Here is a 19,753-nt window from a genome sequence, read left to right as displayed (position 1 = left end):
CAACGCCCTTTCCATGTTTGCGCGACGCTGCCTGTCATCGAACTGGTACCATGCTGCGACTGCCGGCAGCCCGATCCGGTTGGCTGCCTTGGAAAGGGAGGTCCTTATGGCGAATACCAGTCAAAAAACAGGGTTTTTGGCACCTTGGAGAAACATGCTTTTGTGGAAGCAAATCGTGATCGCACTTGTCCTTGGGGTGATTACAGGCGTTCTGCTGAACGCAACCGGCAACCAGGCAATTGCCGGCATGATCAAGAACATCGGGACCTTGTTCCTGTCGCTCATCAAAATGCTGATTGTCCCGCTGATCTTCGTGTCGCTCGTGTGCGGCATGACATCCGTCAGCGACATGGCGCGCATGGGGCGAATTGGCCTGAAGTCGATCGTTTTCTATCTGGGCACCACCGCATTTGCGATCACGATCGGCCTGGTTTTGGGATTGCTGATGCAACCTGGCGCGGGCATCGACCTGAGCACCGCCGCCGCAATGGAACCCAAGACCGCTCCGCCCTTCATTCAGCAGCTCATCGGGATCGTCCCGAAGAATCCGGTTGCCGCCGCCGCAGACGGAAACGTTCTGCAGATCATCTTTTTCGCAATCATGTTCGGCCTGGCCATCAACCTGGTTGGCGAAGCAGGCAAGCCGGTGCGGGAGTTCTTTGAAGCCCTGAATTCAGTTATCCTGAAGCTGACGGAGATTGTGATCAGTTTTGCCCCTTATGGCGTGTTTGCGCTGATGGCCTGGGTCGCCGGAACCTACGGGCTTGATCTTCTGTTGCCGTTGGGAACCGTCATTGCCGCGCTTTATATCGGCTGCGTCCTGCATGCGTTGATTGTGTATGGCGGTCTAGTTTCGGTCTTCGCCCGCCTGAACCCGGTCCGCTTTTTCCAGGGCATCATTGAACCGCAGATCGTGGCTTTCACCAGCACGTCCTCTTCCGGGACACTTCCGGTCACGATGACTGCTGTGCAGCAGAACCTGGGTGTGAACCGGTCAGTTGCGAGTTTCACTCTGCCCCTTGGCGCGACGATCAACATGGACGGAACCGCCATGTATCAGGGTGTTGCCGCTCTCTTTGTGGCGCAGGCCTTCGGGGTAGAGCTGGGCATGTCTGAGTATGTCACAATTATTCTGACATCGACTCTTGCCTCTATCGGCACCGCCGGCGTTCCTGGTGCCGGGCTCGTGATGCTGTCGCTGGTTCTGACCTCCGTCGGCTTGCCTCTGGAAGGTGTTGCCATCATTGCAGGCATCGATCGCATTCTCGACATGGCGCGCACGTCGCTCAATGTGACGGGAGACGCAGCCTGCACTGTGCTTATTGCGAAGTCAGAAAATCAAATTGATCTGGAGGCCTATGATACTCCCCATGTGCTGAAAACTCCCGACGTTTCGCGGGCGTAACACTCCAAGCGCATCACTGCGGCCGCACCGGAAGGTGCGGCCGGTATTTCCGCTGATAAAGCTGCATTGACGGAACAACCGTCCTCCACGCCAGGTTGCCTCGGGTTCCCACTGCAACAGGAATGCCTTCTGCAAACAGCCGTTGGCTGTCGAGCCCATTTCTGGGCTTCCCTCAGTCAAAGAGGTTTTCTAACGGCTTGCAAAGTTCCCGCCAATGAGGAAGCCGGAAAGACTTTTGCATCACATATTTGGTTTTCCGCTCGGCAATTGCCGCGTGTGGCCCTGAAATTCGGCCCCCCTCTGTCTGATCATAGAGCAGGCAACAGCATCGTCGTTGATATTGATGCCTTGTTTCGCGAGTCACGAACCTCGGCCGGTTCCGGGTCGTTGACACAGGCGAGCGCCGGCTCTCGCTCCGGGAGCTTCAATAAAGCCATGGCTCCAATCGGGCCAGCTTCCAAAATTTCCACGTGTCGGCCGCCAGCAATCGCGCAGTCGGCATGCTTGCCTTCACCGGTGCCGGTGCGCTCCAGATTCCTGCCGAAGCGCAGTGACGGCATGCGATTTCCAATACCGCGAGGGAATAGTTTTTCGCCTTCACGTGCGGCCGTTAGAATGCGGCATGGTAATTCGGCGGCGCTCATTGCGGCCGGAGCAGGGGGAATCAAGTTCAGGCCGGTTACTGTGAACATTAAGCGAACACGGCTGCACGTGCATAACGTGCAGTTCCGCAAAAGTTCTCGGAAAACCGGGGAAACTCCCTGTTTTGCTGGCGCGGAAAAAAATTGAAAAAACGCCTTGTTTCTCTGGGTTGCGGCACATATACGGGTCAGCGGAGACGTGGCCGAGTGGTCGAAGGCGCTCCCCTGCTAAGGGAGTAGGCGGGAAACCGTCTCGTGGGTTCGAATCCCATCGTCTCCGCCATCATGCATTGAATTCTTCCGCGATGCTGGCCAACGGAAGGCTTGCTTGCCAAGCTGTTCGGCAACGGTTGGGCGATCTGCTTTGGCACCCGGCCCGTGACGCGCGGTGGCGCAATCCTGCGAAATTTGCAGCCCTTTCTCCCGGAAGTGTCTCCGCCGATACAACCTCTGAAATCAGCTATGTAAAAGCAGAGATGCAAAAAACCCGGCCTCGCAGCCGGGTTTGCCTGTTTTCGAGCAAGCTGAGGCTCAGGCCGCCAGCCCCTTGGAACCGATATCCAGGAACTTCTGGCGCCGGTCCTGGACCAGCGCGGCGGCGTCCATGCCCTTCAGCTCGTCGAGCATCTCCTGGATCGCGCCGCTGACGGATTTGATCGCCGCCTTCGGGTCGCGGTGGGCGCCGCCCAGCGGCTCCGGGATGATCCGGTCGTTGACTCCCAGCTTGTTCAGGTCCTGCGCGGTCAGGCGCAGCGCTTCTGCCGCTTCGCGCATCTTCTCGGCGTCCTTCCACAGGATCGAGGCGCAGCCCTCAGGGCTGATCACCGAGTAGATCGAATGCTCCAGCATCGCCACGCGGTTGGCAGTGGCGAAGGCCACCGCGCCGCCGGAGCCGCCTTCGCCGATGATGACCGAGATCAGCGGCACGCCGATCTTCAGGCACATCTCGGTCGAGCGCGCGATCGCCTCGGACTGGCCGCGCTCCTCGGCGCCCTTGCCGGGGTAGGCGCCGGCGGTATCGACGAGGGTGATCACCGGCAGCTTGAAGCGGCCCGCCATCTCCATCAGCCGCACCGCCTTGCGGTAGCCCTCGGGGCGGGCCATGCCGAAGTTGCGCTCGATCCGGGACTTGGTGTCCGAGCCCTTCTCATGGCCGATCACCACCACCGGCTGGTCGTTGAAGCGCGCAAGGCCTCCCATCACCGCCAGATCATCGGCAAAGTTCCGGTCGCCGGCCAGCGGCGTGTACTCAGTGAACAGCGCCTCGATGTAATCCTTGCAATGCGGGCGCTCCGGATGGCGCGCCACCTGGCATTTGCGCCAGGGCGTCAGATTCTTGTAGAGGTCCTGCAGCAGCTGGGCGGCCTTGGCGTCCAGCGCCTTGGCCTCATCCGCCACATCCATTTCCTCATTCGCGCGCGCCAGCGCCCGCAGCTCCTCCGCCTTGCCCTCGATTTCGGCCAGCGGTTTTTCGAATTCCAGATACTGGGTCATGTTGCCTCTGCTCTGCAGGTTTGCAGCTATATGGCCTTAGCTGCGCCAAGATGCAACTCAGCAAGATTTGTGATCTAGGCTTATGCCATCACCTGAGAGCAGAGAGACACGAAGAAGACGCCGCAAATGGCCGCCAGCTACGAAGACCGAATCCTGCGGGTTCTGGCCTATATCCATGATAATACGGATGGCGACCTGTCGCTGGACAGGCTGGCGGACGTGGCGGCGATGTCGCGGTTCCACTGGCACCGGGTGTTCCGCGCTCTGACCGGTGAAACCTGCGCGCAAGCCGTGCGCCGGATCCGGCTGCACCGCGCCGCGGTCTGGCTGGTGATGGCGGACATGCCCATCGCTCAGGTGGCCGCCCGCGCAGGCTACCCGAACCAGAACAGCTTCTCCCGCGCGTTCTCGGATGCTTACGGCAGCAGCCCGGCGGCCTTCCGCCGCGACGGCCAGGTGCGGCTGCCCAACCCAGCCCTCAGAACAGGAAGCTATCCCATGTATGACGTGATCACCCGCACCGACCCCGCCCGCCGCCTGGCCGGCCTGCCGCACAAGGGCGCCTACCATGAAATCGGCAAAAGCTTCGAGGCCTTCGGCGCCCTCTGCGAAACCCGCCAGCTGAGGCCGCAGCTGGGCGCGGTGCTGGGGGTCTATTTCGACAGCCCCGACGAGGTGGCCGAGGCCGATCTGCGCAGCTTTGCCGGGGGGGAGTTTGCGGGTGAAGCGCTGCCGGAAGGAATGGAGGAAGTAAGCCTGCCCGGCGGCCGCGCCGCGGTCCTCACCTACAAGGGGCCGTATTCCGGCATCCACGCCGCCTACCACAGTCTGTTCGGCAACTGGCTGCCGCAGTCGGGCGAAGAGCCCGCCGACCAGCCTTGCTACGAGATTTACCTCAACAACCCGCGCGAAACGGCACCGGAGGACCTGCTGACAGAGATCTGCTTGCCGCTGAAATAGCGCCCCTCCGCACCGCGGGAATGCCCGGCATTACTGCGGCCAGATCACTGGGTAGAGGGAGGCCACCAGCAGTACCGCCATGGTCCAGTTGAACAACACCAGGCGGCGCGGGCTGGTCAGGAACCGCGCCATCTGCTGGCCCAGCACCGTCCAGGAACCGACCGAGGGCAGGTTGATGGCGCCGAAAATCACCCCCACCAGCAGGATTGCCGTCAGGGTCTGATCCGGCGTGTAGGCGCTGATCGCCGTGAGGGCCATCGCCCAGGCCTTGGGGTTCACCCATTGAAATGCCGCCGCCTGCAAGAAGGTCATAGGACGCCCCTCAGCCCCCTTGGCCTGCACCGGCGCCGCATTGGCGATCTTCCAGGCCAGCCACAGCAGGTAGAGAACCGAGACCGCCTTCAGCACCGTGTAGCTGACCGGGAAGGCATCAAACACCTGCACCAGCCCGGCGCCGACCAGCAGCACCATGAACACGAACCCCAGCGCCACCCCCAGCATATGCGGGATAGTGCGGCGGAAGCCGAAATTGGCGCCCGAGGCCATCAGCATCAGGTTGTTCGGCCCCGGGGTGATCGAGGAGACAAAGGCAAAAAGCGCCAGCGCGGTGAGGAGTTCATAGGTCATGCGCAAAATCATTGCGCCAAACCGGCCAAATGAAATTGCGTTTTGCCAGCAGATGCCTTTAGTTTCGCAACTAATGGCGAAAAATGACAAAATAAATCAGCAGATATTGCAGGAACTTTCCCGCGACGGCCGCATCAGCAATCTGGAACTGGCGGAGCGCGTGGGCCTCTCGCCCTCCGCCTGCCTGCGCCGGGTGCAGGAGCTGGAGCGCGCAGGCGTCATCACCGGCTACCGCGCGGTTCTGGACCGGCAGAAGCTGGGGGTGGGTTTTGCCACCTATATCGGCGTCGGCCTGGGCGAGCACACCAAGGAGGCGCAGGAGGCGTTTGAGCGCGCCATGCAGGCGGCGCCGGAGGTGGTGGAATGCCACAATATCACCGGCACAATCGAATACCTGCTGCGAGTCGAATGCGCCGATCTGCCAAGCTACAAGAAGTTCCACACCGATATCCTCGGCACTTCGCCTTATGTCACGGCGATCACCACCTATGTGGTGATGGGCTCGCCCAAGGATCTGCGGGCGTGATCCCCGGCCCGGTTGGAATTTGAGTATTTGGGCAAAGAAGAAGCACAGGTTCCGCCCCTTCTTCTTTGTCAAAATACTCACTGCACCAGGGTATCCACCGGCGCGCGGCTGAGGGTGTTGCGCATCCTGCGTACGCTGGCCTCACCGGATCTTAAGCTGCCGGTGGCAGTCTTGGCCCCGGTCGCGATCACCCGCCGGGGCTTGGCTCCCCGGCCCCCCTGGAACCGGACTCCCGCCTGGCAGCGGGGCCGTGCAGAGACAACGTTCAGCACGCGGGCGGATATGCCCGTCCATCTCCGCCATTCTGGCGGCGCCGCCAGTCCCTAATGCCTCCGCTGAAGCGGAATATGGAAACAGGCAGAAACGGAGCGTATACACCGGCAGGGCAGGGGCCTTGGCCGGGAAAAACACATGCCGTGCCGCTTGCGGCACGGGCAGCGCCTGACCTTCCGCCGGGAAGGCACTGCTCGCCTCCCCAAGGTCAGGCGCCGCCCTTTTGTTCCTTGAGCAAGACTTGTATGGCAATCTCCGGCGAGGCCAGTACCGGGACCTCTGTCTGACCGCGCAACCGCTCAGCCGCCCCGGCCATCGAGGCCTGTGCCAGCACCACGCAGGCAAAATCTGTCGACTCCATTGCTTCGGCGACATTCCCGGCGATACCCGCGGCAAAGCCGGCGCTGTCCCCGGCCTCAAATAGCGGCCAGTGCAGACCCAGCTTCAGGCAGATGAGCTGCGGATCACGCGCCCCGAAGGCGCGGCGCAGCAGCGCTTCCGAGGGCGCGGCGGTGCTCTCTAGGCAATAGGCCATCAGAACCGGCCCGCCGGTGCGCGCCGCTTCCTGCATCATCGGCCAGTCGATGCGGATGGCGCCCGCTTCCTCCGCCGCCGGGCCAAGGGTGGTACAGGTGCACAAGACCGGCCCGTCCGCGGCCTCAACTGCCTCGGCAATCTCGGCCTTAAGCGCGGCATCAATCCCGCTTTGTGCCCGTTCCAGCCAGTCGGCGCGCACCTGCTGGTCCAGATCAGCCTCCGGCGCCAGCGCCCGGAAGGTCTCCACATGCACCTCAGCCGTATGCAGCAAGGTCAAATCCGGCATCTCTTCCTCCAATCAAAAAGGGCGCCCCCTGGGGACGCCCTTGGAACCTCTCGTCGCGGACCGGCGTCAGCTGCCCGCGATCAGCTCGGCCTGTGCCACAATTACTTCCGCCTGCTTGATCGAGGCGATGTCAACAAGGCGCCCCTTGTACACGGTTGCGCCGGCGCCGGAGGCCTTGGCCTCTTCCATCGCCGCCAGGATCTCGCGGGCTTCTGCCACGGCCTCATCCGACGGGGTGAAGACCTGGTTGGCCAGCGCGATCTGGCTGGGGTGGATCGCCCATTTGCCGACCATGCCCAGCGTCGCGGAGCGTTTCGCCTGTGCGATATAGCCGTCCTCGTCGGAGAAGTCGCCGAACGGGCCGTCGACCGGCAGGATGCCGTGAGTGCGGCAGGCCGCGACAATTGCCGCCTGCGCCCAGTGCCAGGGGTCGGACCAGTGCTTCTGGCCCTCGCGGATCATGTAGTAGTTCTCCTGGGTGCCGCCGATGCCGGTGGTCTGCATTCCCATCGAGGCGGCGAAATCCGCAGCACCCAGCGACATCGCCTGCAGCCGGGGAGAGGATTTGGCGATCTCCTCCACATGGGCGATGCCTGCCGCGGATTCGATGATCACCTCAAAGGAGACCGGCTTGGTGCGGCCCTTGGCGCGCTCAATCGCAGTGACCAGCGCGTCCACCGCATAGACATCCTCGGCGCAGCCCACCTTGGGGATCATGATCTGATCCAGCCGCTCGCCCGCCTGCTCCAGAATGTCCACCACATCGCGGTACCAGTAGGGGGTGTCGAGTCCGTTGATCCGCACCGACAGGTATTTATTGCCCCAGTCCACAGTGTTGATCGCCTCGATCACATTGGCGCGGGCCTGGTCCTTGTCATCCGGCGCCACCGAATCCTCCAGGTCGAGGTTGATGACATCCGCCGCCGAGGCCGCCATCTTTTCGAACAGCTTGACCTTGGAGCCGGGGCCGAACAGCTGGCAGCGGTTGGGGCGCGCCGGGGCGGCGGGCTGGATGCGGAAGCTCATGGGGGCAATCCTTCGGGTAATGACGTTTCAATTCTGCTGGGGTGAAGTGTTAGAAAGTTGCGCGGCCTCATGCAAGGAAATTTTGCAGGCGCAGAAAGTGCTGCTGCGCTGCGGCGCCGGAAACATTGCCGCAAACAGACGCGCACCCGACGGGCACCCGTGCGAGCAACCGGGCATGAAACGTGCATTCATTGAAAACTGGGCCCTGTTTCTGGGCATGCTGATGCTGATGGTGGCCAACGGGCTTCTGGTCACCCTGCTGACAATCCGGGGTGCGGGGCTTGGCTTCTCCGACCTTACCATTTCGATCATGCAGGCGGCCTATCCCGCCGGCGCCCTGCTGGGCACCGTGATGGCGCCGGGAATGGTGGCCAAGGTCGGCCATATCCGGGCGTTTTCGGCGCTGGCATCGCTGGTGTCGATCTCTGCGATCCTGCACCTGCTGACCTCCGATCCCTATTCCTGGTCGGCGATGCGGTTCCTGGCCGGGGTCTGTTATCCCGGCATGTATGTGATCACCGAAAGCTGGCTGCAGGCGAAGTCGGAAAACACAAACCGGGCGCAGATCCTGTCGATCTATTTCATGATCTGGATGGCAGGCCCGGCCATCGGCACCGCACTGGTGGCCTTGCCCGATCCCAGCGGCAATTTGCTGTTCGGGGCGGTGTCGATCCTGATCTCGCTGTCGATTGTGCCGCTCTTGCTGTCCGGCAACAAGGCGCCGGAGTATGAGGTGCCGGACCGGATGCCCGTGCGCAAGCTCTACCGGGAGTCGCCGATGGCAGTGCTGGGCAATCTGGTGAGTGCAACCGCCGTGGCCGGCTGGTTCATCGCGCTGCCGCTTTATGCGCTGTCGCGCGGAATGAGCCCGGCAGAGGCCTCCGGCGCGCTGGTGGTGGCGATGGTTGTCGGCGCCGTGGTGCAATACCCGGTCGGCTGGATCAGCGACAAGACCGACCGGCGGCTGGTGCTGATGGGGTTGGGCGTGATCGGCGCCGCGGCCTGCCTGTGGATGCTGGCGACCCCCACGCCGCAGGCGCTGGTGATCGGATTTGCGGTGCTCGCGGGCGCCAGCCTGCCGATGTACGCGGTCTGCTCTGCCCATGCCAACGACCATCTGAAACCGGCGCAGATCGTGCCTGCCAGCGGGGCGATGGTGTTCCTGTTGAACGTTGGCCAGTTCGGGGGCACGCTGGCGGCCCCGAATATGGTCAGCATTGCTGACGGAAATGGGTTGCTGATCCTGCTTGCAGCCCTGTGTTTTATGGTTGCGGGCGTTGCCGCGCTGCGGCGCACGCAGGCCGATGCGCCGGAGGAAACCGGCTCCCAGCAGGCGATTGCGGTGCTTGGCGCACCCCAAACCGGGGTGCTTCAGGCCGAAACCTGGCTGGAAGAGGAAAATAATGTCAGCAATAGTGACATAACGAAGAAATCTCCTGCAAAGTGGCGAAAATGCAGGAGGTTCTTGCGCGTCAGCCGCGACGAGCAGCGGAATAGGCATGAACTTGTGCGGGAATCTCCGCAAACTCACCGGCAAGAGTGAAGAGGAAACCCGCCATGATCGAAACCCCTTATCTGCTGTTCCTGGGCGATGCGCCTGACATGCTGGCCGCCAAAGTTGCCATCGGTATCCGCGACTGGCGCCCCGACCATGCCGTCGGCCAGATCTCCCTGCCGGGCTGCGGCGCCGACCTGGGCCTGAAAGAGATGACACTGGCCGAGGCCAAGGAAGCCGGCGCCAAGACCCTGGTGATCGGCGTCGCCAACCGCGGCGGCGTAATCTCGCCCGCGTGGAAAGAGGTGCTGATCGCGGCGCTGGAAATGGGCTATGACTTGGCGTCCGGCCTGCACAACCTGCTGCGCGACGAGGGCGACCTGGTGGCTGCGGCCCAGACCCACGGCGGCACCCTGCACGATGTGCGCGTCCCCACCGTCGGCTACCCGATTGCCAACGGCAAGAACCGTACCGGCAAGCGCTGCCTGGCAGTTGGCACCGACTGCTCGGTCGGCAAGATGTACACCGCCCTGGCGATGGACGCCGAGATGCAGAAGCGCAGCATGAAGTCGACCTTCCGCGCCACCGGCCAGACCGGCATCCTGATCACCGGCCACGGCGTGCCGCTGGACGCGGTCATCGCCGACTTCATGGCGGGCTCGATCGAGTATCTGACCCCGGACAATGACGACGACCACTGGGATCTGATCGAGGGTCAGGGCTCGCTGTTCCACATCTCCTACTCGGGCGTCACCATGGCGCTGGTGCACGGCGGTCAGCCGGATGCGCTGATCCTGTGCCACGAGCCGACCCGCACCCATATGCGCGGCCTGCCGGAATACGACGTGCCGACCCTGGAAGAACTGCGCGACGTCGCCCTGCCGTTGGCACAGCGCGCCAACCCGGCCTGCCAGATCGTTGGCATCTCGGTGAACACCCAGCACCTGTCCGAAGACGAAGCGGTCAAGTACCTGGCCGAGGTCGAAGAGCGCATGGGCCTGCCCGCCGTTGACCCCTACCGCCACGGCGCCGGACGCCTGGTGGACGCGCTGGCCGCGGTCTGATCTAACAGCCCCGCCGGAGGTGTTCAGGCGCAGCCTGGGATGCCTCCGGCGGGAGTATTTTTAGCAAGATGAAAGAGCAGGTGCCCCGGATGAAGGGCATCGTGCTAAGGCCCGCCGCGGCGCGCGCAGGGCCGCAGGAAAGGGCAGTTTCATGAACATCACCGTCACCCCGGACGTCTTTAAACTGGCGCAGGTCTTCACCATCTCGCGCGGCTCGCGCACCGAGGCCAAGGTGCTGACCGTGCGGGTGGAAAAGGACGGCATCACCGGTTTGGGCGAATGCGTGCCCTATGCCCGCTATAACGAGACGCTGGAGAGCGTGACCGCAGAGATCAAGGGCCTGCCCGCCGATTTCACCCGCGAGGAACTGCAATCGCTGCTGCCTGCAGGTGCTGCCCGCAATGCGGTTGACTGCGCGCTGTGGGATCTGGAAGCGAAACAGGCCGGCAAGCGGGTTTGGGAGCTGGCAGGCCTGCCGGCGCCGGGGCCGGAAATCACCGCCTATACCCTGTCGCTGGACACGCCCGAGAAGATGCAGCAGCAGGCGGCGGAGAATGCTTTCCGTCCGCTGTTGAAGATCAAGCTCGGCACCCCCGACGACATGCCCCGCCTGGAAGCGGTGCGCGCCGGCGCGCCCGATGCCAAGATCATCATCGACGCCAACGAGGGCTGGTCGGCAGAGGTTTACGCCGAACTGGCGCCGCATCTGGTGCGCCTCGGCGTCGAGCTGGTGGAGCAGCCCTTGCCCGCGGGCGAGGATGAGGCCCTGACCGGCATGGAGCGCCCAGTGCCGGTCTGCGCGGATGAGAGCTGCCATGACCGCGAGAGCCTGCCCAAGCTCAAGGGCAAATACGACGTGGTCAACATCAAGCTGGACAAGACCGGCGGGTTGACCGAGGCGCTGAAGCTGCGCGAGCAGGCGCTGGCCGAGGGCTACCAGGTGATGGTCGGCTGCATGGTCGGCTCATCGCTGGCGATGGCGCCCGCGACGCTTGTGGCGCAGGGTGCGGCGGTTACGGATCTTGACGGGCCGCTGCTTCTGGCCGAAGACCGCGAGGAACCTTTGACATTTGATGCCGAGGGCGTGCACCCGCCCAAGGCTGCCCTGTGGGGTTGAGGAGACAACAATGACCCGTACTGTTTATGTGAATGGCGAATACCTGCCCGAGGGTGAGGCCAAGGTTTCGATCTTTGACCGCGGCTTCCTGTTTGCCGATGCGGTTTATGAGGTGACTTCTGTCCTCGACGGCAAACTGATCGACTTCGAAGGCCACGCGGTGCGCCTGGACCGCTCGCTGAAGGAGCTGGACATGGCCAGCCCGTGCTCCAAGGAGGAGCTCTTGGAAATCCACCGCAAGCTGGTGGAGCTGAACGGCATCGAGGAAGGCCTGGTCTACCTGCAGGTCTCCCGCGGCTCCGACGGCGACCGGGATTTTGTGTTCCCGTCCGAAGACACTCCGCCGTCGCTGGTTCTGTTCACTCAGAACAAGCCGGGCCTGGCCGACAGCCCGGCGGCGCAGAAGGGCGCCAAGATCATCTCGATCGAGGACATTCGCTGGGGCCGCCGCGACATCAAGACCGTTCAGCTGCTGTACCCGTCGATGGGCAAGATGATGGCCAAGAAGGCCGGCTGCGATGATGCCTGGCTGATCGAAGACGGCTATGTGACCGAGGGCACCTCCAACAACGCTTATTACGTCAAGAACGGCAAGATCGTGACCCGGCCGCTGTCCAATGACATCCTGCACGGCATCACCCGTGCCGCGGTGCTGCGTCTGGCGGCGGAAGCGCAGATGGAGATCGAGGAGCGCCTGTTCACCATCGAGGAAGCCAAGGAAGCCGACGAGGCTTTCACCACCTCCGCCAGCGCCTTTGTGATGCCGGTGGTGGAAATCGACGGCGTCACCCTGGGCGACGGCACCCCCGGACCCATCGCCAAGCGCCTGCGCGAGATCTACCTGGAAGAAAGCCGCAAGAAAGCGGTCTGAGGCTCGGCCCCGGATCTGGAAGCTGCGGAACGGGCTGGATTTTCCAGCCCGTTTTTCTTGGCACCTTGTTGCCGGTTTGTATTAGTTGCGGAACCTGATTGCGTGTGCGGCGGGATCGTCTTGCAATTCATGGTGTCTTTCGGGATGTGGCTTGCAGCAAGACACATAGTTTAAGAGCCGGATTTTGAAACAGCTTTTTCTAACCGCAGTTTTCTGCGGAGCCTTCACCTTTGCTGCTGGAACCACCGCCGGAGCGCAATCTTTGCCGGAGCGGACAGCGGTGGAGGCATCTGTCACCCTGAACCAAAGGACCGGTGACCAGTATTTGGACACTGCCAGCGCTGGCGCAGGCATCCGGGCCGGTGTGCTCCTGGGAGACAGCTTCCGGCTGATGGCGGGGGTATCCCGGGATTTCGAGCGGCTTGTCGAGGACAAGGAACTGAGGGATGGGACTGATCGCTCTACAAGCTACAGCCTCAGCGCGGCCTGGGATATCGGCAGCTCTCATGAAATCAGCCTTGGCTATTTCAAATACCGGCATGAATTCTGGAATTCCGGCCCGGCAGTCGGCGAAAGTGAGTCGGTGAATCTGGACTATTCCCATTTTGCGGATTGGGGACAGGCGGGTATCGGTGTGACTGAAATCCTTGGCAGCGGGTCTGACCCGATCGTCAGGGCGAACGGTGAATACGAACTGCCCGGCCTGGGCGGTCAAACGAAGTTTTTTACCACGGGGTCTGCATACGGGTCAGTGTATGAGGATAACAAAGGGTTTTCCTTGGGGCTGCGTGCCAAGATGCCGAAAGGCTACAATCTTTATGCGTCTGCAGCCCGGAGCTACTTCAGTACCGGTGGCAACAGCACCCGGTTCAGCCTGTCTTTGGTCAAATCCTTTGGCGCCAATGCAGAGCGGGTTTTCCGCCGGCACTGAGGGCGCCAGTTTGTGAAGACCGGAAAGGCCGCCCTTCGGGGCGGTTTTTTTGTTCAAAAGAGAATCAATTCCGCTGTTCCGGGCTGTGCGGCAGAGCGCAAAAGCCTGGATTCAAAGCGGATGAAACAGCGTATTTTCCAGTCTCTGGCAACAATGGGCGCCGGGCTGGGCGACTGTTCCCGAAACCCGTCTTACGGCTCAGGATTTTAACTAATTTTACACAAAACGCGCTCTTAAGCAGCGCCTTGCGGTATTCTGAATTCAGGCGATGGAAGCCGGCCAGGGGGGCCGCCAGCCAGAGCCGCAAACCGTGGAGGTGCCAGTATGCAACAGTGTTATCAGCCGGAGATTGGGGAAGCCGTGAACAGCGAGGCCGCAGAGCCGAGCGACGCGGAGATCCTGGCTGCTGTGCGTCAGGTACTGATCGCGGAAGAGGTGGAGCACCCCGATTATGCCAAGGCGCCTGCCAGCCAGGGGTGGCTGGCTGGCAAGCTCCTGGCGCGGGAGCGTCCGGCCTCTGGCGCGCTGGCAGCGCGTTTTCTGGGCCGCTGGCGCGGTTAGGGCGCGCCTTCGGGGGGGCGCGCCCAGCCGCGGACTTGCGGTCCGGTTAATTTCAGAAAGACATTTTGGAGCGGCCGCCCAGAACGGGCGGCCTTTTTCTTGGCGGCAGCAGTGCCGGCGGGTTGTGCTAGGCTGGCGTGCAAGCTGGACAGAGAGGGGACAGATGCTGAAACGGATTTTGATGCCGCTGGCCGCAGTGTTGCTGGGCGTGCCGGCAGCCGCGGCGGCGCAGGACGCGCGGTGCGGCGGGGAAGTGCCGTGCCGGGTTGACGGCGGCGCATACCACCTGGCCTTGCCGGACGGCTGGCAGGGCGGGCCGGCGGTGATGTTCCTGCATGGCTATGGCGGCAGCGGCGCTAAGGTGATCGCCAACACTGGGCTGGTGGCGGCTTTTACGCAGCGCGGTTATGCGGTGATTGCCCCCAGCGGCCTGCCCTGGGCAGAAGGCAAACCCGCAGACTGGTCGGTGCGCGACGGCTGGAACACCTATCCGCGCCGTGACCTGGTGTTCCTGCATGAAGTGCTGGCAGATGCCGCGGCCCGGGCCGGGGTAGAGCCGGATCAACTGCTGCTGAGCGGCTTTTCCCGCGGCGGATCGATGGTCTGGGATGTGGCCTGTCAGGCGCCTGGGTTCGCCGCTGCCTATGCCCCGGTTGCCGGGGGGTTCTGGCTGCCGATGGCGCAGGGTTGCAAGGGGCCGGTTCGGCTGCTGCACATCCACGGATTTTCCGACAAGGTCGTGCCGCTGGAGGGGCGGGTGATCCAGGGCTCGGTGGCGGAGATCGTGCAGGCAGATATCTGGGAGGGGCTGCAGCTGTGGCGGCGCGAGAACAGCTGCCGCAGAAATGCTGCAGAGCATGGGACCGAAGATGGTATCTGGCGCAAGCGCTGGGACTGCGAAGCCGGCGGGCTGGAGCTGATCCTGCACAAGGGCGGCCATGGCCTGCCCAAGGGCTGGAGCAAAATGGCGCTGGACTGGTTTGAAAGCCCGGAGAATTGAGGCGGCAGGCCAGAGCTGCCGTGCCGCCGCCCTGTGATCAGCGGCCCGCTGCCAGCCGCTGCCTGAAGAACCCCAGGATCTCATCCCGCGCGGCCAGGGTCGCGCTGCCTGCCTCATCCACCAGATGCGCGGTGACCACGCTGTGCGGGGTGGGAACGTGTTTGGCAAAGAACGGTGGCACCTCCGCGGCGGCGGCGCTGTCCGGCAGGGTGCGGGCGTCGAAACGCTCTCCCAGCGCCTCGGCATAGGCGGCAAAGCGCTGCGCCTGGCAGAACGCGTCGCCCTGGAAGCGGTAGGCCAGGACGGTGAGGTCCTCGTGCTCCAGCCGAGCGCGCACAGCGGCCAGTTCCTCGGGCGGGCTTTGGACCCCCGCAGGATTGTCCAGCGGCAGCGAGGGCTGGGCCAGAACCGGGGCAAGCATGGAAGGCTCCAGCATCATCGACAGCGCAAAGTTGCCGGTGAAGCACATGCCGATGGCACCGGTGCCGGGGCCGCCGCATTCCTGATGCGCCAGCCGCGCCAGCGCCCGCAGCCACTGGGTGACCGGACTGGCGCCATTGAATGCAAAGGCGCGGAACTCGGCGCTGACGCAGGCGCGGCGGAACACGTCTGCACCATCCTCTGCCGTGGCCACGGCACCGTCGCGGCCGAACAGCGACGGCATGTAGACGGTGAAGCCGGCATCCCGCACCCAGCGGGCAAAGCGTGCCACATGCGGGCTGATCCCCGGCATTTCCGCCATCACGATCACCGCCGGGCCCCGGCCGGACACATGCACGATTTTCTCCGCATCGTTGAGGGTGATCCGGCGCGGCTCGAAATCTTCGAGCGCGTCATCCTGGTCCATCGGGCGCTGCTGGGTCATGGGGGATGTCCTTCCTGCTTGCGAATCTGAGTCTCAATTTTGAACTCAGATAGAAATCCCCTATCTGGGTCCGTATGTCAAACCCAGCTTCTGATTCCCGTGAAACCCTGCCCGCCGTCCGCCGCCGCGCCCTGGTGCCCAAGGAGCAGTGCCCGATGGCGCTGGCCGCAGAAATCCTCGGCGACCGCTGGACGCTGCTGATCCTGCGGGAGGCTTTCTATGGCGTCTGCCGCTATGACGATATGCGCGAAGACCTGAAGGCGCCGCGATCAACGCTGACGGACCGGCTGAACAGTCTGGTGGCGCGGGGGGTGCTGGAGAAACAGCCCTATCAGGAGGCGGGCGACCGGGTGCGTCAGGCCTATGTGCTGACCGAAGCCGGGCGCGGATTGGCGCTGACGTTCCTGGCACTGGCGCAATGGGGAGAGGCGCATGTGACTGGTGGCGCGGCGCCGGTCTGGGTTGTGGACCGGGAGACCGGCGCACCGCTTCAGGTCGCACTGGTGGACGCGGATGGCGCGCCGGTTGATCCAGCGCGCGCCTCCCTGCGGCTGAGGGGCTGAGGTGGCGGCCAGCCCGGCTCTTCACCTTTGGGCAAATACTCCGGGGTGAATTGGCCGCACGGCCAAGAGGGGCAGCGCCCCTTCCGCCTGCTTACTGCTTGTCGGTCACGTTTTCCTTGAACGCCACCTCGAAGGCCGCCTGTTTCTCGGCGCTGGCCTCGGTCTGGTAGTTGGCTTTCCACTCATCCATTGTCATGCCGTAGTAGATTTCGCGGGCCTCGGTCTTGTCCATCTCGATACCGCGCTCGTTGGCGGCTTCCTGGTACCAGCGGGCCAGGCAGTTGCGGCAGAAGCCGGCCATGTTCATCAGGTCGATGTTCTGCACATCGGTGCGGTCTTCCATCAGGTGCTGTTGCAGGCGGCGGAAGGCGGCGGCCTGGATTTCGATCTCGGTTTGCTTGTCCATGGCGGTGGCTCCGGAGTTGTCTTGCGTCCCGGCAGGCCTAGCAGCCGCAGCGGGGGCGGGCAATGGGCGCGGGCGGCTGGTCAGACCAGCTGCAGCGCCAGCCACGGCCCCAGTGCGGTGGCAAAAATAACGATCTTGTAGGTGCCGAGCCAGCGGTAGACCGTCAGGCTGACATCCGCAGGCGCCAGACCGAACATGCGGGCGTGCAGTTGGGCGGTCCAGTCCCGCGTCAGCATCAGAAGCACAACGGAGAGGGTGAACAGGCCGATATGCAAAACGGTCAGCCAGCCGAAAAAGGCAGAGAGGCTTTCCTGGGTCATGACTGCTCCTTTCCCGGAAAATCCCGCGTTTCCGTTACAGATATGGGGATTCGCGGCCTGTTCTGCAACATGGGGCTGTTTCCCGTGCCGCGGGAATCAGAGACCGGAGGCTTCCAGCGCCTTGGGCAGGATGCTGGCGAGGCGTTCGGCCCAGGCGTGCTGGCCCTTGTGCTCGGCGATCAGATCGTTCCTCAGCTCGACCAGCGTGTTGGGGCGGCCCGGCTTGGTGGCGTGGGTTTCGATCGCGTCGCCGGGCAGATAGCCGGTGTAGGGCTCGTTGACGCCTACGCAGAAGCCATCCTCGCGGTTGAGTTCGTCAATGACAAAGGGAGAGAACCGTTCACCCGCGGGGAACAGGATGCCGATCTCCCAGGGCCGCGGCGGCCGCCCGCGCAGCTGGCGGGTGAAGCTGTGCACCGAGACGATCACCGTGCGGGGCCGTTCCGCCAGCCGCGCCAAGGCCCGGTGGTAGGGGCGGTAGCAGCCTTCCAGCCGCTCCTTCAGCTCTGCCTCGCCCGCGTGGCGGTTGGCGGGGATGATGGTACCGTCATAGAGCTTCATCAGCAGGGTCGGGTCGTCTTCGCCGCGGTTGGGGTCGATCACCAGGCGGGAGAAATTCGACGCCACCACCGGCGCGTCCAGCATCTCGCCCAGCAGCTTGGACACCTCGTAGGCGCCGACGTCATAGGCGATGTGGCGCTCCATATCCTCGCGCGGGAGGCCAAGGTCGCCGCCGCCGGCAAACTCCGGCACATGGTTGGTTGCGTGGTCGCATGTGATCAGCCAGCGGGCGGGGCGGTCTGCACCGTGAACAAAAAAGGGAGTGTATGTCATGAGCCTGATATGTTTTGCCGCATTCTCTTTACGGGAGTTGCGCGGAAATGGGAATTGGGGGATAAGCACCCCAAGCTGTTTGCGGTAACATTATTCAGGTCCGGAGGAGAAGACCCCTATGAAACGATCGCGCAATGTGAAGATTGTCGCCACTTTGGGGCCGGCCTCTGAGACCTATGACACCATCCGCGCGCTGCATGAGGCGGGGGCTGATGTGTTCCGCCTGAACATGTCGCACGGCAGCCACCCGGAGATCGCCGAGAAGCACAAGATCATCCGCCAGGTGGAGCAGGATCTGGACAGCCCGATCGCGATCCTGGCCGACCTGCAGGGGCCGAAGCTGCGCGTCGGCGTATTTGCCAACGGTGCCGAGGAGCTGGAGGAAGGCGCCAAGTTCCGCCTCGACCTGGATGAAGCGGAGGGGGACGCCGCGCGCGTGTGCCTGCCGCATCCGGAGATTTTCCAAGCGCTGGAGCCGGGGGCGCATCTGCTGGTGAATGACGGCAAGATCCGCCTGGTGGTGGATGACTGCGGCGCGGACTTTGCTGATTGCACGGTGGAGACCGGCGGCACGATTTCCAACCGCAAGGGCGTGAATGTGCCCGACGTGGTGCTGCCGCTGGCGGCGCTGTCGGAGAAGGACCGGGCGGACCTGGAATTTGTCTGTAGCTTGGGCGTTGACTGGCTGGCGCTGTCGTTTGTGCAGCGGGCCAAGGATGTTTATGAGGCGCGCGCGCTGGCCGACGGCCGCGCCGCGGTGCTGTCGAAGATCGAGAAGCCGCAGGCGGTGGAGGATTTCGAGGCCATTCTGGATGCCTCCGACGGCATCATGGTTGCGCGGGGCGATCTGGGCGTCGAGCTACCGGTGGCGGCGGTGCCGCCGATCCAGAAGCGGCTGGTGCGCAAGTGCCGGGCTGCCGCCAAGCCGGTGATCGTGGCAACCCAGATGCTCGAGAGCATGATCGAAAGCCCGATGCCGACCCGCGCCGAGGTCTCGGACGTGGCAACCGCCATCTATGAGGGCGCGGATGCGGTGATGCTGAGCGCCGAAAGCGCGGCGGGCCAGTACCCGGTGCAGGCGGTGCAGACCATGGACAAGGTCGCGGTCGAGGTCGAGGCGGACCCGACCTATACCCAGATCATCGCCGCCTCGCGCTCGGCCAAGGGCACCACCGTGGCCGATGGCATCGTCGCGGCGGCGCGGGAGATTGCGGAGAAGACCGAGATCAAGGCGATCTGCTGCTTCACCCAGTCCGGCACCACTGCGCTGCTGACGGCGCGGGAACGCCCCGGCGTGCCGATCATCGCGATGACCCCGGTCAGCGCCACCGCGCGGCGGCTGTGCCTCAGCTGGGGCTGCACCTGCGTGATGACGCCGGAGCTGGACCGCTTCAAGGGCGCAGTGGTCAGTGCCGCGCGCGCCGCACGCGCAGGCGGCTATGCCGGCGAGGGCGACCAGATCGTGGTGACCGCGGGCGTGCCCTTCAACGTGCCGGGCACCACCAACATCCTGCGCATTGCCCCCTGCGACGAGCGGCTGATCTACAGCACCGACCCGGAGTAAGCGGCCAGCCGGGGCAGGGGGGCGGCGATTGAAATGCCGCTGCCTGCGCCTACCATTTCCCGTGTTGCTGTGTTGACGGGGGACGTGGTTCATGGATACGGATCTGGCGCTGATCCTGGGGCTGATCATTGCGGGTTTCACGGTGCCGTCGGTCATGTCCGCGCTCAGCGAACGCCGCCCGCCGCGGGCATCGGTTTTGACCATCCTGATTGCCATCGGGCTGGTTACCTATGCGGTGTTGATGAAACCCGGCGGCTACAGCGTCGAGGAGATTCCGGACGTGTTTTTCCGGGTTGTCGGCCGGTTTCTTTAGAGAATCCGCTTGCCCCCGGTGCAAGCATTGCGTAAAGGGCAGCTCTGTTCCGCGCGGCCGGCCTTTCTTAGGCA

22 protein-coding genes and 1 tRNA gene are annotated in these 19,753 nt (G+C 63.7%); 14 read left to right on the top strand and 9 right to left on the bottom strand.

Annotated features, from left to right (window positions below; genetic code table 11):
- Positions 1–106 precede the first annotated feature (106 nt).
- Positions 107–1,405, top strand: a complete 1,299-nt coding sequence (locus GKC28_RS12100) for a dicarboxylate/amino acid:cation symporter (protein ID WP_174147156.1) — start codon at positions 107–109, stop codon at positions 1,403–1,405.
- Between the two features lie 308 nt (positions 1,406–1,713).
- On the opposite strand, the gene GKC28_RS12095 is transcribed toward GKC28_RS12100, so the two are convergent.
- A complete protein-coding gene (locus tag GKC28_RS12095; protein WP_174147154.1) occupies positions 1,714–2,097 on the bottom strand; it encodes a hypothetical protein in 384 nt (127 codons plus the stop codon).
- A gap of 142 nt (positions 2,098–2,239) precedes the next feature.
- Between GKC28_RS12095 and GKC28_RS12090 the strand changes: the two genes are divergently transcribed.
- Positions 2,240–2,329: transfer RNA gene (locus GKC28_RS12090), tRNA-Ser, on the top strand.
- Positions 2,330–2,577: 248 nt separating this feature from the next.
- Here the strand turns inward: GKC28_RS12090 and GKC28_RS12085 are convergent.
- Positions 2,578–3,540, bottom strand: a complete 963-nt coding sequence (locus GKC28_RS12085; RefSeq protein WP_174147152.1) for an acetyl-CoA carboxylase carboxyltransferase subunit alpha — start codon at positions 3,538–3,540, stop codon at positions 2,578–2,580.
- A 126-nt stretch (positions 3,541–3,666) separates the two neighbouring features.
- Between GKC28_RS12085 and GKC28_RS12080 the strand changes: the two genes are divergently transcribed.
- Positions 3,667–4,500, top strand: coding sequence for a GyrI-like domain-containing protein (locus GKC28_RS12080; RefSeq protein WP_174147151.1), 834 nt, complete (start codon positions 3,667–3,669; stop codon positions 4,498–4,500).
- Between the two features lie 30 nt (positions 4,501–4,530).
- Here the strand turns inward: GKC28_RS12080 and GKC28_RS12075 are convergent, their stop codons facing one another.
- Positions 4,531–5,127, bottom strand: a complete 597-nt coding sequence (locus tag GKC28_RS12075) for a LysE family translocator (protein ID WP_174147149.1) — start codon at positions 5,125–5,127, stop codon at positions 4,531–4,533.
- A 73-nt stretch (positions 5,128–5,200) separates the two neighbouring features.
- Here GKC28_RS12075 and GKC28_RS12070 point away from each other — a divergent pair, with 73 nt between their 5' ends.
- Complete coding sequence (locus tag GKC28_RS12070) at positions 5,201–5,653, top strand: Lrp/AsnC family transcriptional regulator (protein WP_174147148.1); 453 nt, start codon at positions 5,201–5,203, stop codon at positions 5,651–5,653.
- Between the two features lie 481 nt (positions 5,654–6,134).
- Here the strand turns inward: GKC28_RS12070 and GKC28_RS12065 are convergent, their stop codons facing one another.
- Entirely contained in the window at positions 6,135–6,749 is a 615-nt protein-coding gene (locus tag GKC28_RS12065) for a hypothetical protein (protein WP_174147146.1), read from the bottom strand.
- Between the two features lie 66 nt (positions 6,750–6,815).
- Positions 6,816–7,775 (bottom strand): L-malyl-CoA/beta-methylmalyl-CoA lyase, encoded by a 960-nt coding sequence (locus GKC28_RS12060; protein WP_174147144.1) that lies wholly within the window; start codon positions 7,773–7,775, stop codon positions 6,816–6,818.
- 175 nt (positions 7,776–7,950) lie between these two features.
- Here GKC28_RS12060 and GKC28_RS12055 point away from each other — a divergent pair, with 175 nt between their 5' ends.
- From GKC28_RS12055 to GKC28_RS12025, 7 genes are all read left to right on the top strand, one after another.
- Positions 7,951–9,318: an MFS transporter gene (locus tag GKC28_RS12055; protein WP_254604213.1), complete on the top strand. Its 1,368-nt coding sequence runs from the start codon at positions 7,951–7,953 to the stop codon at positions 9,316–9,318.
- Between the two features lie 14 nt (positions 9,319–9,332).
- A complete protein-coding gene (gene dgcN / locus GKC28_RS12050; protein WP_174147142.1) occupies positions 9,333–10,334 on the top strand; it encodes an N-acetyltransferase DgcN in 1,002 nt (333 codons plus the stop codon).
- Between the two features lie 151 nt (positions 10,335–10,485).
- The gene (dgcA, locus tag GKC28_RS12045) at positions 10,486–11,451 is read left to right on the top strand and encodes an N-acetyl-D-Glu racemase DgcA (RefSeq protein WP_174147141.1); all 966 of its coding nucleotides are present in this window, start codon (positions 10,486–10,488) and stop codon (positions 11,449–11,451) included.
- A 10-nt stretch (positions 11,452–11,461) separates the two neighbouring features.
- Positions 11,462–12,322: a D-amino-acid transaminase gene (locus tag GKC28_RS12040; RefSeq protein WP_039170459.1), complete on the top strand. Its 861-nt coding sequence runs from the start codon at positions 11,462–11,464 to the stop codon at positions 12,320–12,322.
- A gap of 391 nt (positions 12,323–12,713) precedes the next feature.
- Positions 12,714–13,253, top strand: a complete 540-nt coding sequence (locus GKC28_RS12035; RefSeq protein WP_174147139.1) for a hypothetical protein — start codon at positions 12,714–12,716, stop codon at positions 13,251–13,253.
- A gap of 324 nt (positions 13,254–13,577) precedes the next feature.
- Positions 13,578–13,814, top strand: a complete 237-nt coding sequence (locus GKC28_RS12030) for a hypothetical protein (protein ID WP_174147137.1) — start codon at positions 13,578–13,580, stop codon at positions 13,812–13,814.
- A 163-nt stretch (positions 13,815–13,977) separates the two neighbouring features.
- On the top strand, positions 13,978–14,814 hold the full coding sequence (locus GKC28_RS12025; RefSeq protein WP_174147135.1) for a PHB depolymerase family esterase: 837 nt from the start codon (positions 13,978–13,980) through the stop codon (positions 14,812–14,814).
- Between the two features lie 37 nt (positions 14,815–14,851).
- On the opposite strand, the gene GKC28_RS12020 is transcribed toward GKC28_RS12025, so the two are convergent.
- Positions 14,852–15,679 carry a dienelactone hydrolase family protein gene (locus GKC28_RS12020; protein ID WP_174147133.1) on the bottom strand — a complete coding sequence of 276 codons (828 nt, stop codon included), beginning with the start codon at positions 15,677–15,679 and terminating at the stop codon, positions 14,852–14,854.
- 155 nt (positions 15,680–15,834) lie between these two features.
- On the opposite strand from GKC28_RS12020, the gene GKC28_RS12015 reads away from it, so the two are divergent.
- Positions 15,835–16,242 (top strand): helix-turn-helix domain-containing protein, encoded by a 408-nt coding sequence (locus GKC28_RS12015; protein WP_174147131.1) that lies wholly within the window; start codon positions 15,835–15,837, stop codon positions 16,240–16,242.
- Between the two features lie 91 nt (positions 16,243–16,333).
- On the opposite strand, the gene GKC28_RS12010 is transcribed toward GKC28_RS12015, so the two are convergent.
- The 3 genes from GKC28_RS12010 to GKC28_RS12000 form a co-directional block, all read right to left on the bottom strand.
- Positions 16,334–16,648 (bottom strand): DUF1244 domain-containing protein, encoded by a 315-nt coding sequence (locus GKC28_RS12010; RefSeq protein WP_174147129.1) that lies wholly within the window; start codon positions 16,646–16,648, stop codon positions 16,334–16,336.
- An 80-nt stretch (positions 16,649–16,728) separates the two neighbouring features.
- Entirely contained in the window at positions 16,729–16,968 is a 240-nt protein-coding gene (locus tag GKC28_RS12005; protein WP_174147127.1) for a DUF6868 family protein, read from the bottom strand.
- Between the two features lie 96 nt (positions 16,969–17,064).
- Positions 17,065–17,802 (bottom strand): N-formylglutamate amidohydrolase, encoded by a 738-nt coding sequence (locus GKC28_RS12000; RefSeq protein WP_174147126.1) that lies wholly within the window; start codon positions 17,800–17,802, stop codon positions 17,065–17,067.
- A gap of 118 nt (positions 17,803–17,920) precedes the next feature.
- Here GKC28_RS12000 and pyk point away from each other — a divergent pair, with 118 nt between their 5' ends.
- Both pyk and GKC28_RS11990 read left to right on the top strand, forming a co-directional pair.
- Positions 17,921–19,366 (top strand): pyruvate kinase, encoded by a 1,446-nt coding sequence (gene pyk, locus GKC28_RS11995; RefSeq protein WP_174147124.1) that lies wholly within the window; start codon positions 17,921–17,923, stop codon positions 19,364–19,366.
- A 91-nt stretch (positions 19,367–19,457) separates the two neighbouring features.
- A complete protein-coding gene (locus GKC28_RS11990; protein ID WP_174147123.1) occupies positions 19,458–19,679 on the top strand; it encodes a hypothetical protein in 222 nt (73 codons plus the stop codon).
- The last annotated feature ends 74 nt before the right edge of the window (positions 19,680–19,753 follow it).

It is taken from the genome of Leisingera sp. ANG59, assembly GCF_013317235.1.
Taxonomy (GTDB): domain Bacteria; phylum Pseudomonadota; class Alphaproteobacteria; order Rhodobacterales; family Rhodobacteraceae; genus Leisingera.
Note: the sequence above shows the minus strand (reverse complement) of the source record. Positions and strands in the feature narration are given on the sequence as shown.

Bases quoted from the DNA above. Each gene is read 5' to 3' on its own strand.
- GKC28_RS12100 (WP_174147156.1), top strand. From the start codon at position 107: ATGGCGAATACCAGTCAAAAAACAGGGTTTTTGGCACCTTGGAGAAAC.
- GKC28_RS12095 (WP_174147154.1), bottom strand. From the start codon at position 2,097: ATGTTCACAGTAACCGGCCTGAACTTGATTCCCCCTGCTCCGGCCGCA.
- GKC28_RS12085 (WP_174147152.1), bottom strand. From the start codon at position 3,540: ATGACCCAGTATCTGGAATTCGAAAAACCGCTGGCCGAAATCGAGGGC.
- GKC28_RS12080 (WP_174147151.1), top strand. From the start codon at position 3,667: ATGGCCGCCAGCTACGAAGACCGAATCCTGCGGGTTCTGGCCTATATC.
- GKC28_RS12075 (WP_174147149.1), bottom strand. From the start codon at position 5,127: ATGACCTATGAACTCCTCACCGCGCTGGCGCTTTTTGCCTTTGTCTCC.
- GKC28_RS12070 (WP_174147148.1), top strand. From the start codon at position 5,201: ATGGCGAAAAATGACAAAATAAATCAGCAGATATTGCAGGAACTTTCC.
- GKC28_RS12065 (WP_174147146.1), bottom strand. From the start codon at position 6,749: ATGCCGGATTTGACCTTGCTGCATACGGCTGAGGTGCATGTGGAGACC.
- GKC28_RS12060 (WP_174147144.1), bottom strand. From the start codon at position 7,775: ATGAGCTTCCGCATCCAGCCCGCCGCCCCGGCGCGCCCCAACCGCTGC.
- GKC28_RS12055 (WP_254604213.1), top strand. From the start codon at position 7,951: ATGAAACGTGCATTCATTGAAAACTGGGCCCTGTTTCTGGGCATGCTG.
- dgcN (WP_174147142.1), top strand. From the start codon at position 9,333: ATGATCGAAACCCCTTATCTGCTGTTCCTGGGCGATGCGCCTGACATG.
- dgcA (WP_174147141.1), top strand. From the start codon at position 10,486: ATGAACATCACCGTCACCCCGGACGTCTTTAAACTGGCGCAGGTCTTC.
- GKC28_RS12040 (WP_039170459.1), top strand. From the start codon at position 11,462: ATGACCCGTACTGTTTATGTGAATGGCGAATACCTGCCCGAGGGTGAG.
- GKC28_RS12035 (WP_174147139.1), top strand. From the start codon at position 12,714: ATGGCGGGGGTATCCCGGGATTTCGAGCGGCTTGTCGAGGACAAGGAA.
- GKC28_RS12030 (WP_174147137.1), top strand. From the start codon at position 13,578: ATGCAACAGTGTTATCAGCCGGAGATTGGGGAAGCCGTGAACAGCGAG.
- GKC28_RS12025 (WP_174147135.1), top strand. From the start codon at position 13,978: ATGCTGAAACGGATTTTGATGCCGCTGGCCGCAGTGTTGCTGGGCGTG.
- GKC28_RS12020 (WP_174147133.1), bottom strand. From the start codon at position 15,679: ATGACCCAGCAGCGCCCGATGGACCAGGATGACGCGCTCGAAGATTTC.
- GKC28_RS12015 (WP_174147131.1), top strand. From the start codon at position 15,835: ATGGCGCTGGCCGCAGAAATCCTCGGCGACCGCTGGACGCTGCTGATC.
- GKC28_RS12010 (WP_174147129.1), bottom strand. From the start codon at position 16,648: ATGGACAAGCAAACCGAGATCGAAATCCAGGCCGCCGCCTTCCGCCGC.
- GKC28_RS12005 (WP_174147127.1), bottom strand. From the start codon at position 16,968: ATGACCCAGGAAAGCCTCTCTGCCTTTTTCGGCTGGCTGACCGTTTTG.
- GKC28_RS12000 (WP_174147126.1), bottom strand. From the start codon at position 17,802: ATGACATACACTCCCTTTTTTGTTCACGGTGCAGACCGCCCCGCCCGC.
- pyk (WP_174147124.1), top strand. From the start codon at position 17,921: ATGAAACGATCGCGCAATGTGAAGATTGTCGCCACTTTGGGGCCGGCC.
- GKC28_RS11990 (WP_174147123.1), top strand. From the start codon at position 19,458: ATGGATACGGATCTGGCGCTGATCCTGGGGCTGATCATTGCGGGTTTC.